Raw genomic sequence first — 12,092 nt, 5'->3', positions numbered from 1 at the left:
TACCCGACGTAACCCCAGGTGAGAGGCTTTCCTTGATTTCTGCCGCACGCTCCGAACTCGCCCGCTACCTCCGCACCGAAACGGTGGGCGGGTCCATCCTGCTGATCGCCGCCGCTCTGGCCGTGCTGTGGGCAAACTCTCCCTTCGCCGACGCTTACACGTCACTGCGGGACTGGCAGATCGGCCCCGCCGCCATCCACCTGAACCTCAGCCTCGGCACCTGGGCACAGGACGGTCTGCTCGCGATCTTCTTCTTCGTCGCTGGTCTCGAGCTCAAACGCGAGCTCGTGGTCGGCGAACTGGCCGACCGGAAGAAGGCGCTGCTGCCGATCATCGCCGCGTGCGGCGGCGTCGTGGTGCCGGCGATCATCGCGGCCGTCGTCGGCGCCGGCGCCCCAGGCATGGACCGCGGCTGGGCGATCCCGGTCGCCACCGACATCGCCTTCGCGCTCGGTGTGCTCGCGCTGACCGGCTCGCGGATCCCGGCGAGCGCCCGCGTGTTCCTGCTCAGCCTCGCGGTGGTCGACGACCTGCTCGCGATCGTGCTGATCGCGGTGCTGTTCACCAGTTCCATCGCGATGCTGTGGATCCTGACGGCGATCGTGTGCCTCGTCGTCTACTGGTACGCGCAGAAGCGCCGCATCACGACACCCCTGCTGTACGTCCCGCTGGCCCTGCTGACCTGGTACAGCGTCCACGAGGCGGGGATCCACGCAACACTGGCCGGCGTCGCGCTGGGCCTGCTCACCCGGGTCCGGACCGATCCGGGCGAGCAGTACGCCCCCGCGACCCGGCTCGAACACCGGCTGCAGCCGTACTCCGCGGCGATCTGCGTGCCCCTGTTCGCCCTGTTCGCATCCGGCGTCCCGATCAACGGCCAGGTCCTCGGGCAGCTGTTCACCGATCGCATCGGCCTGGCAATCATCCTCGGACTCCTGGTCGGCAAGACCGTCGGAATCTTCGGTATCTCGTGGCTCGCGATCCGTCTGGGCATCGCGACCAAGCCCCGACTCCTGGGCATGCGCGACATGTTCGCCCTGTCGGTGCTCGGCGCGATCGGGTTCACCGTTAGCCTTCTGGTGGCCGATCTTGCTCTCGCGGGTATCGGCGACGGCAGCGAAGCGGACATCGCGAAGGCCGCGGTGCTCGTGACGTCGTTGGCTGCGTCACTGCTCGGATCGGCGCTACTGTTGCGACGCGGACGGGTCCATCAGGCCCGCGCCGCTGCCGAGGGCTCGTGAGTGACCGCTCGCGGGTCGCAGTAACCAGCGCGTCAGAACAACCTGGAGGGGTCGAGAAGTGAGCGTCACCAACGGCAACGGAGTCACGGGAGACGGCGGCCGGTTCACCGGCGACGGCGTCCCGACCACGGTTTCCTCGATTCCCCTCACCGACCTCCACAACCCGGAGACCGCGTCGATCGGCACCCTGGTGCGCGACGCGACCGCCCAGGTGTCGACGCTGTTCCGCGCCGAGGTCGAGCTGGCGAAGTCCGAGGTCACCAGCGAGGTCAAGAAGGGGCTGCAGGGCAGCCTGTTCTTCATCCTGGCGCTGGCCGTGCTGGTGTTCAGCGCGTTCTTCTTCTTTTTCTTCCTCGCGGAGCTGCTCAGCGTGTGGCTCGATCGCTGGGCGTCGTTCCTGATCGTCTTCGTGCTGATGCTGGTCGTCACCGGCATCCTCGCGCTGCTCGGCTACATGCGGGTCCGCAAGGTGCGCGCGCCGAACAAGACGATCGACTCCCTCAAGCAGGCCGCGACGGTGCTGCCGGGCCAGCGCCCGGACAGCGCGTCCCCGCTGGGTACCGGAACGGGCACCGCCGGCTGATCCGGCGGTGGTCGAATCAGTGACACAGCCCGACCCGTCCACGGTCCGTTTCGACGGACCGTGGACGCATCGTGACATCCATGCGAACGGCATCCGCATCCACACCGCGGAGACCGGCCCCGCACGCCCCGACGCGCCGCTCGTCGTCCTCCTGCACGGCTTCGCAGACTTCTGGTGGACGTGGCGCCACCAGCTGCCCGCACTCGCGGACGCCGGTTTCCGCACCGTCGCGGTCGACCTGCGCGGCTACGGCGACACCGACACCCCGCCCCGCGGCTATGACGGCTGGACGCTCGCCGGTGACATCGCGGGACTGATCCGGGCGATGGGCCACACCGACGCCACCCTCATCGGCCACGCCGACGGCGGACTTGTCTGCTGGGCGACCACACTGCTGCACCCGCGGCTCGTGCGGTCGATCGGTCTGATCAGCTCGCCGCACCCGATCGCGCTCAAGCAGTCCGTTCTGAAGGACCGCCGACAGCGGTCCGCGCTGCTGCCGACGTTCCTCGATTACCAGGTGCCGTGGCGGCCGGAGCGACGACTGGTCCGCGACGACGGCGCCGAGGTCGAACGCCTCCTGCGCGCCCGATCCGGTCCGGCGTGGCCGCAGTCGGAGCAGTTCGCCGACGTGGCGAACCGGCTCCGGTCGGCGATCCAGATTCCCCGGGTCGCGCACTCGGCGCTGGAGTACCAGCGGTGGGCGTTCCGCAGCCAGTTCCGCCCGGACGGCCACCGCTTCATGACGGCGATGGACAAGCAGGTTCAGATCCCGGTCCTGCAGATCCACGGCACGCTGGACCGCTACGTCCTCGCGAGGACCGTCGAGCAGTCCACCGCGCACGCGCCGGGACAGCAACTGCACCGGATCGCGGGCGCCGGCCACTTCGCACACCAGGAGTCCCCCGACGAGGTCACCGCGGAACTGACGCGGTTCGCGCTCGCCTCACGCTGAGCCCGGGCGGCACAGGCCACCCGGACTCAGACGATGCACACCCCGGTCCCGACCGTTTCCGTGGACTGGCCGGCCAGGTCGAGCTGACGGGAGACCTCATCGGCGGTGAGCACGAACCCGGTGTCGCTGTCGTCGACGGCGGCACCGAACACCACACCCAGGACCTGCCCCTTCTCATCGACCAGCGGGCCACCCGAGTTGCCCTGACGGATCGACCCGCGCACGGTGTAGACCTCACGCTCGACCGTGCCGGACCGGTAGATGTCCGGGCCGCGCAGGTCCAGAACCTCACGGATGCGTGCAGCGCTGGCGGTGTAGGGCCCACCGCCCGGGTAGCCGAGGACGATGGCACTGTCACCGGTCCGCGCCTGCTCGGGGGCGAAGGTGAGTGGCGTGGCCCGCAGCCCCGGCACGTCGAGGACGGCGACGTCCACGGCCGGATCGAACACCACGACGCGGGCGTCGAGCGGCCCGTCGGCGGTGTCGACGGTGACCGCCGACGTCCCGGCGACGACGTGGGCGTTGGTCATGACGCGCTCAGGTCCCACCACGAATCCGGAGCCTTCGAGCGCCTTCTGACAACTCGGTGCGACGCCGCGAATCCGCAGGACACTCGACTGCAGCCGCTGCGCCACCGGGCTCGCGAGCACACTCGGGTCCGGCGGCTCGACGTTCGTGATCGGCGTGCGGCCGAACGGACCGATGACGTCGGGAAGTCCGGAGGTGTCGAGCAGTGCCGAAAACTCGCTGGGCACCTGGCGTAGCCAGTCGGGGGCGACGTCGTCGACGGCGGTGAGCACCTTGGATCCGCGGACCGCGCCGGCCACATTGGCCTGGGTCGACGAGGTGAGCGGGATCGCGAGCAGCCAGGCGGCAACCAGCACCGCGGTCAACTGCAGTCCTGCGCCGACGAAACTGTCCACCGACCGAGCCACCGGGCTGTGAATGCCGCTGCGGGCCGCCCGCCCCAGCACCATGCCCGCGACCTCGCCGATCACGACCAGCGCGACGATCAGCGCGATGCCGGCGAGGACCCGCATCCGGCCCTCGTCCACGTGGACCAGGACGTGCGGTGCGATGAGGATGCCGGCGACGGCACCGAGCACGACCCCGAGGAACGCGAGCGCCGACGCGACCGCACCCTGCCGCCACCCCGACGACGCCGCGAGCAGCGCCACCAGGATCACGGCCAGATCGATCCAACCCGATCCGCTCAACGCTCCCCCATTCCTCGACCCGGACGCAGGTGTCCGGGTTCGGTGTTCTCCAGTCCGCTGTCCACCTGGGTGAGCGTGGCATCGAGGTCTCGGATGTCGCGGTGGTCCCATTCGAGTTCCCAGCCGGACACGGCCAGGAGCCCGGCGAGCACGCCCGCGGTGAATCCCCACACGAGCATTCCGTCCACCTCGAACGCGGGGCCCTGGTAGCCGGCGCGGTGCCGGACCTGGAACCGGTTGTCCGGGTCGATCAGCTCCCGCAGCGGGACCCGCACCACCCGCTCGGCCTCGGCGGGGTCCACGACGCCGACCGGGCTGGGGTCGCGCCAGTACGCGAGCACGGGAGTGACGTCGAACCCGGACGGCGGGATGAAGATCTCGGGCAGCGTCGCGAGCGGTTGGACGCCGCTGCGCACCAGGCCGGTCTCTTCCTCCGCCTCCCGGAGCGCGGTGTCGACGGGACCGTCGTCCTCCGGGTCGGCTGCACCGCCGGGGAATGCGACCTGCCCGCTGTGCTGCCGCATCGTCGATGCGCGCTGGGTGAGCAGGACGTCGGCGTCGGCGGGCAGCCCGCCGATGGCGAGCGGATCGGACTCGTGCGAGCCGCCGAACAGCACCAGTACCGCGGCGGGCCGCACCCTGGCGCCCGTCGGCGACCGTCGGTTCAGCACCGGGTTGACGCGGTTGGGGTCGGCGGGGAGGGTGCTCGTCACCGCGCGCAGCCATTCGGGAGCCCCGCCGGACTGCGGGTAGAGGCTCATGCGGCGACGCCGAGATACTGCTGGACGACGTCGGCGATCTCGTCGACGCTCCGGAACGGCTGCGGCAGGATCTTCGCGACGGTGCCGTCCGGACGGATCAGCACGGACACCGGCAGCACAGCGGGCGACCCGACGGCCGCCTGCACCCGCACCGCACCGTCCTGGACGCCGGGCAGGTGCACGTCGTACTCGGCGAGTCGGGCGAGCGCGTTGGCCTCGTTGGAATCGGTGTGCACCGTCAGAACGGTAACCGCGTCGCCCGCACGGTCCGCATATTGCTGGAGATACGGCAGTTCCTCCCGGCACGGCCCGCACCAGTAGGCCCAGATGTTCAGCAACACCGGCTTGCCCGCGAGCGCGGCACCGAGGTCGACTCGGGTGCCGTCGCCGAGGCACTCGAGCGTGATGCCCGTCAACACGGAACCGTCGGGTGCGGGGCCGGCGGCCATGGGGCACGGTGCGAGTGCGGCCTCAGCCCGCAGCGGGGCCAGGGCCTCGGGCGAGTCCGAAGCCCGACGCTCCTGCTGCGACGTCGAGCGGCCCGCACCAGGGTAGTCCCCGATCTCCTGTTCGTCGCTGTCGCCGCGCGGCCAGATCGCCACGACGAGCGCCGCCACCACCACGAGCGCGGCCAGGCTCCACCGCGCGGCATTCGAGATCCGCATACCGCTCACATGCCTGCCAGTTCGAGAAGGTGCTCGGTCTCCGGGCCCTTCACGAGCGCGGCCGCCGCAACCGGATCCGTGGGCCCGGCACCGAAGGACGGGCAGTCCTTCGCGAGCACGCACACACCGCACGCGGGCTTGCGCGAATGACAGACCCGGCGACCGTGGAAGATCACCCGGTGCGACAGGTCGGTCCACTCCTTGCGTTCGATGAGTGCCCCGACCGCGTGCTCGACCTTGACCGGGTCGGTCTCCTCGGTCCACTTCCAGCGCCGGACGAGCCGCCCGAAGTGCGTATCGACTGTGATTCCGGGCACGCCGAACGCGTTCCCGAGGACGACGTTCGCCGTCTTGCGACCGATCCCGGGCAGCGCCACGAGGTCCTTCAACTTGCCGGGCACCTCGCCGTCGTAGCGCTCGAGCAGAGCCTGCCCGAGGCCGATGATCGAGTTCGCCTTGTTGCGATAGAAACCGGTCGACCGGATGTACTCCTCGAGCTCGGTCCGGTCGGCCTCCGCGTAGGCGCGGGCGTCCGGGTAGCGCGCGAACAATGCCGGAGTGACCTGGTTGACGCGCACATCGGTGCACTGGGCCGACAGGATCGTCGCGACCGTGAGCTCGAGCGGCGTCGTGAAGTCGAGCTCGCAGTAGACGTGCGGAAACGCCACCTTCAGGCGGCGGTTCATCCGCCGTGCCCGGCGCACGAGCGCGAGCCGGGACTCGCCTGTCGCGGCGGCACCCGCACCCTGATTCGGGTCGTCTCCTGAGGTCGCATGCACCTCGACAACTCTACGGACCCGGCGTCCGATCGGATTCCGGACTGTGTCGATTCTGAGACCTTCGCAGTGTTTACTTCCCGGTATGCAAGGTCTGGCTGTGGTGCTGTTCCCGGTGCTGCTCATGTTGTTCGCGCTGGCGATGGAGCGTGTCGAGTTCCGACTTCGGCGTCTCACCGTCCGCGAGCAGGAGGTCGAGGAGTTCCTCGACCAGGCCAGCCAGGACGAGGTGGCGACCCTGGCCAACGAGGGATTCCCCCACGCGCTGGCCCGTTTCCACCGTCGCCGGAAGAAGGGTGGTCAGACCGAGATCGCCGACGACACGGACGACCTGGAAAACCCCGAGAGCACCCGCCGCGCCAGCTGATCCCGCGCGCCGGCCGGCCGATTCGATCGGCCTCGAGTGTCTTCCTCGAACAGTCCGGGGAGGGATTTTCGCAAAGTTGTAGAACTCTACGTGGTGTCCGTGACTCGTCCCACAGCGATGCCAAGTAGACTTTCTTCTCGTACTCGTTGCATGAGACCTCAGTCGACGTGCAGCAACTTGCATTGATGAACAGATTTTTCCAAAGGAGCGCACGTGGACGAGGTCCTGGCCAGAGCCGGCATCTTCCAAGGAGTCGAGCCCTCGGCGGTGGCTGCGCTGGTCAAGCAGCTTCAGCCCGTCGATTTCCCGCGCGGGCACGTCATCTTCAACGAGGGTGAGCCCGGCGATCGTCTGTACATCATCGTCTCCGGCAAGGTGAAGCTCGGCCGCCGTTCGCCGGACGGCCGCGAGAACCTGCTGACGATCATGGGTCCGTCGGACATGTTCGGCGAGCTGTCGATCTTCGACCCGGGTCCGCGTACGTCGACCGCGACCACGGTCACCGAGGTTCGCGCCGTGAGCATGGACCGCGACGCTCTGAAGTCGTGGATCGACCAGCGCCCGGAGATCGCGGAGCAGCTGCTGCGTGTTCTCGCGCGTCGCCTGCGCCGGACCAACAACAACCTCGCGGACCTGATCTTCACCGACGTCCCGGGTCGTGTCGCCAAGGCACTGCTGCAGCTCGCGCAGCGCTTCGGCACCCAGGAGGCCGGCTCGCTCCGCGTGACGCACGACCTCACGCAGGAAGAGATCGCCCAGCTCGTCGGCGCCTCCCGCGAAACCGTGAACAAGGCCCTGGCCGACTTCGCGCACCGCGGCTGGCTGCGGCTCGAGGGCAAGAGCGTCCTGATCTCCGACTCGGAGCGTCTGGCGCGCCGCGCTCGCTGATCGCGCGAGCGACCGGCACCGAACGACCCGAAGCCGCCTGTCCCCATCCGGGGCCGGGCGGCTTCGTCGTTTCTGTGGTCGAGTAGCCATAGCTGCACGGTCATACCTCTGCCCGGATTTCGCATTCGACAGGCATTCGCTTCGCCCCAGAGGATGGGAGGATGACCGACCCGCAGATCGATGCGGACTACAACGTCCGCAACACCGTCTCCGCCGAACTGTTCGATGCCACGATCGAGGAGTATCGGCAGCGCTCGCGCGAGGCCGTCGACGGGCTCGACGGGTGCCAGGATCTGCGCTACGACCCCGACAGCCTCGAGCGCCTCGATGTCTGGGGAACGGGGACCGGGCTGCGACCGGTGTTCGTGGCGATCCACGGCGGGTACTGGCGGGCGCTGTCGCGGCACCACACCGCGTTCATGGCGCGCATGCTCGACGCCGCCGGCATCGCCACCGTCGCGGTCGACTACGGCCTCGCCCCCGACACCCCGCTCGAGGAGATCGTCCGGCAGGTGCGAGCGGCGGTCGCGTGGGTGTACCACCACGGCGCGGAGCACGGACTGGACCCGAACCGCATCGTGGTGGGCGGCAGCTCCGCGGGCGGCCACCTGACCGCCACCACGATGGTCCCCGGCTGGCAGGATCCGCTCGGTCTGCCGGACGACGTGGTCCGCGCGGCGATGCCGATCAGCGGACTGTTCGACATCCGGCCACTCGTGAACTCGTTCGCGAACGAGTGGTTGAGCCTCGACACCCCACGGGCGAGTGCGCTGAGCCCGATGTTGCAGACCGACCGGGTCGGTCCGCGGGCGGTGGTCGCCGTGGCCGAGCACGACGGCGTCGGGTTCCTCGCCCAGAGTCGGAGGTTCCACAGCGCGTGGGCCCGTCGATCCGAGAGCGAACTCCTGGTGATCCCGGACCGTAATCATTACGACGTGTTCCTCGATCTCGCCGATCCCGCGTCGGCTCTGAGTACCGCACTGCTCGGGCTGTTCGCGGGCCTCGAGCACACGTCCTGAGGGCGCTGCACCACCGAGACCTCGAAATCCGCCTCGCCGCAGTACAGTTGCGCATCGCAACCGCCAAACCGCTGACGGTATACGTCGGATGCGGTCGTCGCTAGGATTCCACCATGGACATGCCCAAACTGCTGGACGGGCGCCTCAAGCTCCGCCACCTGCTCCTCGTCGACGCGCTGACCAGTCAGGGCAGCGTCGTCGCCGCGGCCGCGGCACTCCACGTCACGCAACCCGTCGCGACGCGCAGCCTGCACGATCTCGAGTCGATTCTCGGTGTGTCCCTGTACGACCGCGGCCCACGGGGAATCACCCCGACCATCTTCGGCGAGGCGTTCACGGCGCACGCCCGAGCGGTCATCGCGCAACTGACCCAGGCCGGCCGGCACGTCGTCGAGCTTGCGGACGCCGACCGCGGAACCGTTGTCGTCGGAACACATCTCGCGGGTTCGAACGTGCTGCTGCCCGGTGCGATCGCCAGACTGAAGAACGAGCGACCGCTGCTGACGGTGATCGTGCGCGAGGGCACGCCGGAGATGCTGCTGACCGAACTGCAGTCCGGGCGTATCGATCTCATCGTCGGCAGGCTCACCTCCCCCACCGACGAGATGGCGGTGCGGCGCACGTTGTACGCCGAGTCGGTGGAACTCGTGACGCGCGTGGGACATCCACTCGCGGGTCGCGATGACATCCGACTGAGCGATCTCACCCAGTACCCGTGGATCCTGCCCGGGGTGGAAACCGCGCTGCGTCGGGAGCTCGAGGAGTTCTTCGCCCGGAACAGCCTCTCCCTCCCGGAGAACCGGGTGGAGGCCACGTCGTTCCTGACGGTGCGCCAGCTGCTGCTCGAGACCGATATGGTGGCGGTGCTCCCGAGCCTGATCCCCCGGGACGACGCCCGGCTGACCACGCTGCCGATCACGCTGGATCCGATCGGCCACAGCGTCGGGGTCACGCTCTCGGCCGGTCGCACGCTGAGCCCGTCCGCGGCCGCGCTGGTGGACTTCCTCGCCGAGTTCGCGGCCGAGATCGCGCCCCAGCGAGGCTGATCCGGAACGGGCGGAGCCGCCCACCGGAAAGGTGGACGGCTCCGAATCCCCCGACAGGATCAGACGTGGACGACGGACGGCGCCTCGTCGTGCTGCAGGCCGCGGGACGAGTCCGGCACCACCCGGAACAGGGCGATGGCACCGAACAGGCTGACGGCGCAGATGATCGCGAGGTACCACGTGACGCCGGTGGACGATCCGGTGGCGTCGAGCAGCGCGGTGGCGATCATCGGCGCCAGGCCACCGCCCAGGATCGCTCCGCTCTGCAGGATCAGCGACGATCCCGAGTACCGGACCTTCGTGGGGAACGTGTCAGCGATGATGCTGCCCTGCACGCAGTGCGTGACGGGCACGATCAGGCCCATGCCGAGGAACGCGATCACGGCGACGACGGAGTTCTCGGTGTTGAGCAGCGGGAAGAACACGATGCACCACACCAGGATCGCGGCGGAGCCGGCGATGAACATGGTGCGCCGGCCGTGCTTGTCGGCGACCCTCGTCCACACCGGAATAGACGCGAACCACAGGACCGCGGCCGCCGTCACGCTCAGGATCAGGAACTGCTTGTCGTAGCCGAGGTGCTGCGTGCCGTACGACAGCGAGAACACCATGAAGGCATACGCGACAGCGGAATTCGCGAGGACCGCGAGCAGGGTCAGCGACAGTCGGGGGAAGCCGACCTTCAGCGCCTCGCGGAGCGGGAACTTGGCCACCTCGTTGTTCTCGACGATCCCGGTGAACGACGGCGACTCGGTGACCCGCAGGCGGATGACCAGACCGATGGCGACGAGGACGAAGCTGAGCAGGAACGGGATCCGCCAACCCCAGGAGGCGAACGCACTGTCCGACATCACCGAACTGGTGGTGAGGAAGATGCCGTTCGCGAGCACCAGACCCGCCGGGGTGCCCATCTGCGGGAACCCGGCGTAGAGGTTCTTCTTGCCGGCCGGGGCGTGTTCCATCGACATCAGCGTCGCGCCGGCGCCCTCACCGCCCAGTCCGATGCCCTGCACGACGCGCATGGCGACGAGCAGGATCGGGGCCCAGACGCCGATCGCGTCGTAGTTCGGGATGAGGCCGATCAGGGTCGATCCGATGCCCATCATCACGAGTGAGACCACGAGGGTCGCCTTGCGGCCGATCCGGTCCCCGAAGTGACCGAACACCAGACCGCCGAGCGGGCGGGCGATGAATCCGACCGCGAACGTGCTGAACGCGGCGAGGGTTCCGGCGGTGGGGCTCAGGCTGGGGAAGAACTGCTTGTTGAAGATCAGTGCGGCGGCGGTGCCGTAGAGGAAGAAGTCGTACCACTCGAGGGTGGTGCCGGCCAGGGTCGCCATGGCGACGCGGCTGCGCGCGGCCGCGACGGGGGCGGTGCCCCGGCCTGGTGTGCTGTCGGTCATCGCAGATACCTATCGGGTGTCGGGGGAGGCGGTCGGATCTCCGAGATCCGTTCTTCGCCAGGAGAATCCGGCGGCCAATTCGGCCTTGTACGGAAGATTCTGCACACGTGAGACATGACTCACAAATGCCGAATCGGCCGCCGGGTATCTCAATTTGGCTATGCCTCAGGCGATGTCGGAGAGCCCGAGGAACCGCTCGGCGTTGCCGCGCTGGATCAGATTGCGTGCGGTCTCGTCGAGGAACTCACTCTTGCGCACGACCTCCCCGACCGGCCGCTCCCCCAGCGGGTACGGGTAGTCACTGCCCACCATCACCCGGTCGACACCGACGGTGTCGACCAGCAGGCGCAGTGCGCGGTCGTCGAACACGACGGAGTCCACATAGAAGCGACCGAGGTAGTGTGACGGCGGCATCTCCGACGTACCGATGATGTCGTTGCGCCGATGCCACGCGTTCTCCATCCGTCCGAGCCAGAACGCGAAAGATCCGCCGCCGTGCGCGAATCCGATCTTCAGTCGCTCGTCGATGCGGTCGAAGACGCCGCCGAGGACCAGGGCGAGGATCGACAGGTGGGTCTCGGCCGGCATCGCGGTGAGCCACTGCGCCATCCACCGGTTCAGGCGCGGCGACGAGTCCATGTCCCACGGGTGCACGAACACCGGGACGTCCAGCGACGCGCAGTGCTGCAGGAACGTCACCACGCCCTCGCTGTCGAGGTCGCGGTCACCGACGTGGTTGCCGATCTCCACGCCGCGGTGCCCGTTGGCGACGCTGCGCTCCACCTCACGGCAGGCGGCGTCCGCGTCCTGCAGCGGGACCTGACAGAACGGGATCAGCCGGTCCGGGGCGGGTGCGACGATCTCGAGCGCGAGATCGTTGAAGATCCGCGAGATGCGGGCGGCCTGCTCGCCGGTGCGTCCGTAGTTGAAGAACGCCGGCGTCGGCGAGACCACCTGGGTTCGGACACCGTCGGCGTCCATGTCCCGCAGCCGGGTCTCCGCGTCCCACGCGTCGGCCTGGATCCGACGGAACTCCTTGGAGCCCATCATGATGACGGCCTCGGACTCGCTCTCGACCCGCAGCCACGGCGCCTCCGGCCCGGCGTCCGCGGTGAGGTCGGGCCACCCCTTGGGGACGTAGTGCGTGTGGATGTCGATGATGCCGGACACT

At 68.9% G+C, this 12,092-nt stretch carries 13 protein-coding genes; 7 read left to right on the top strand and 6 right to left on the bottom strand.

Annotated elements, in window-relative coordinates; translation table 11 throughout:
• The first annotated feature begins 32 nt into the window (after positions 1-32).
• Genes nhaA through HUN07_RS03150 form a run of 3 tightly spaced genes read left to right on the top strand, consistent with a single transcriptional unit; the run spans position 33 to position 2,779 of the window.
• Positions 33-1,241 carry a Na+/H+ antiporter NhaA gene (gene nhaA / locus HUN07_RS03160; protein ID WP_174907877.1) on the top strand — a complete coding sequence of 403 codons (1,209 nt, stop codon included), beginning with the start codon at positions 33-35 and terminating at the stop codon, positions 1,239-1,241.
• Between the two features lie 58 nt (positions 1,242-1,299).
• Entirely contained in the window at positions 1,300-1,824 is a 525-nt protein-coding gene (locus HUN07_RS03155) for a phage holin family protein (RefSeq protein WP_174907875.1), read from the top strand.
• 19 nt (positions 1,825-1,843) lie between these two features.
• On the top strand, positions 1,844-2,779 hold the full coding sequence (locus HUN07_RS03150; RefSeq protein ID WP_174907873.1) for an alpha/beta fold hydrolase: 936 nt from the start codon (positions 1,844-1,846) through the stop codon (positions 2,777-2,779).
• A gap of 26 nt (positions 2,780-2,805) precedes the next feature.
• Here the strand turns inward: HUN07_RS03150 and marP are convergent, their stop codons facing one another.
• The 4 genes from marP to nth are packed head-to-tail and all read right to left on the bottom strand — an operon-like array spanning position 2,806 to position 6,108.
• Positions 2,806-3,996, bottom strand: a complete 1,191-nt coding sequence (marP, locus tag HUN07_RS03145) for an acid resistance serine protease MarP (protein ID WP_174907872.1) — start codon at positions 3,994-3,996, stop codon at positions 2,806-2,808.
• Positions 3,993-4,757, bottom strand: coding sequence for an NUDIX hydrolase (locus tag HUN07_RS03140; RefSeq protein ID WP_174907870.1), 765 nt, complete (start codon positions 4,755-4,757; stop codon positions 3,993-3,995). Before HUN07_RS03140 ends, marP begins: the two co-directional genes overlap by 4 nt.
• On the bottom strand, positions 4,754-5,422 hold the full coding sequence (locus HUN07_RS03135) for a TlpA family protein disulfide reductase (protein ID WP_174907868.1): 669 nt from the start codon (positions 5,420-5,422) through the stop codon (positions 4,754-4,756). Before HUN07_RS03135 ends, HUN07_RS03140 begins: the two co-directional genes overlap by 4 nt.
• A gap of 5 nt (positions 5,423-5,427) precedes the next feature.
• Positions 5,428-6,108, bottom strand: coding sequence for an endonuclease III (gene nth / locus HUN07_RS03130; RefSeq protein ID WP_114721380.1), 681 nt, complete (start codon positions 6,106-6,108; stop codon positions 5,428-5,430).
• Between the two features lie 175 nt (positions 6,109-6,283).
• Here nth and HUN07_RS03125 point away from each other — a divergent pair, with 175 nt between their 5' ends.
• From HUN07_RS03125 to HUN07_RS03110, 4 genes are all read left to right on the top strand, one after another.
• Positions 6,284-6,565, top strand: a complete 282-nt coding sequence (locus HUN07_RS03125; RefSeq protein ID WP_114721085.1) for a hypothetical protein — start codon at positions 6,284-6,286, stop codon at positions 6,563-6,565.
• A 213-nt stretch (positions 6,566-6,778) separates the two neighbouring features.
• The gene (locus HUN07_RS03120) at positions 6,779-7,453 is read left to right on the top strand and encodes a Crp/Fnr family transcriptional regulator (protein ID WP_005515884.1); all 675 of its coding nucleotides are present in this window, start codon (positions 6,779-6,781) and stop codon (positions 7,451-7,453) included.
• A gap of 161 nt (positions 7,454-7,614) precedes the next feature.
• A complete protein-coding gene (locus HUN07_RS03115; protein WP_114721087.1) occupies positions 7,615-8,472 on the top strand; it encodes an alpha/beta hydrolase in 858 nt (285 codons plus the stop codon).
• Positions 8,473-8,585: 113 nt separating this feature from the next.
• Entirely contained in the window at positions 8,586-9,518 is a 933-nt protein-coding gene (locus HUN07_RS03110) for a LysR substrate-binding domain-containing protein (protein ID WP_174907866.1), read from the top strand.
• A gap of 59 nt (positions 9,519-9,577) precedes the next feature.
• Here HUN07_RS03110 and HUN07_RS03105 read toward each other — a convergent pair whose 3' ends face one another.
• Both HUN07_RS03105 and HUN07_RS03100 read right to left on the bottom strand, forming a co-directional pair.
• A complete protein-coding gene (locus HUN07_RS03105; RefSeq protein ID WP_114721091.1) occupies positions 9,578-10,921 on the bottom strand; it encodes an MFS transporter in 1,344 nt (447 codons plus the stop codon).
• 165 nt (positions 10,922-11,086) lie between these two features.
• Positions 11,087-12,091 (bottom strand): amidohydrolase family protein, encoded by a 1,005-nt coding sequence (locus tag HUN07_RS03100; RefSeq protein WP_114721093.1) that lies wholly within the window; start codon positions 12,089-12,091, stop codon positions 11,087-11,089.
• Between the last annotated feature and the right edge of the window lies 1 nt (position 12,092).

Source organism: Rhodococcus sp. W8901 (assembly GCF_013348805.1).
Classification (GTDB): domain Bacteria; phylum Actinomycetota; class Actinomycetes; order Mycobacteriales; family Mycobacteriaceae; genus Prescottella.
Note: the sequence above shows the minus strand (reverse complement) of the source record. Positions and strands in the feature narration are given on the sequence as shown.

Coding starts and splice junctions, on each gene's coding strand:
- HUN07_RS03140 (WP_174907870.1), bottom strand. CDS start 4,757: ATGAGCCTCTACCCGCAGTCCGGCGGGGCTCCCGAATGGCTGCGCGCG.
- HUN07_RS03135 (WP_174907868.1), bottom strand. CDS start 5,422: ATGCGGATCTCGAATGCCGCGCGGTGGAGCCTGGCCGCGCTCGTGGTG.
- nth (WP_114721380.1), bottom strand. CDS start 6,108: ATGAACCGCCGCCTGAAGGTGGCGTTTCCGCACGTCTACTGCGAGCTC.
- HUN07_RS03125 (WP_114721085.1), top strand. CDS start 6,284: ATGCAAGGTCTGGCTGTGGTGCTGTTCCCGGTGCTGCTCATGTTGTTC.
- HUN07_RS03115 (WP_114721087.1), top strand. CDS start 7,615: ATGACCGACCCGCAGATCGATGCGGACTACAACGTCCGCAACACCGTC.
- HUN07_RS03110 (WP_174907866.1), top strand. CDS start 8,586: ATGGACATGCCCAAACTGCTGGACGGGCGCCTCAAGCTCCGCCACCTG.
- HUN07_RS03105 (WP_114721091.1), bottom strand. CDS start 10,921: ATGACCGACAGCACACCAGGCCGGGGCACCGCCCCCGTCGCGGCCGCG.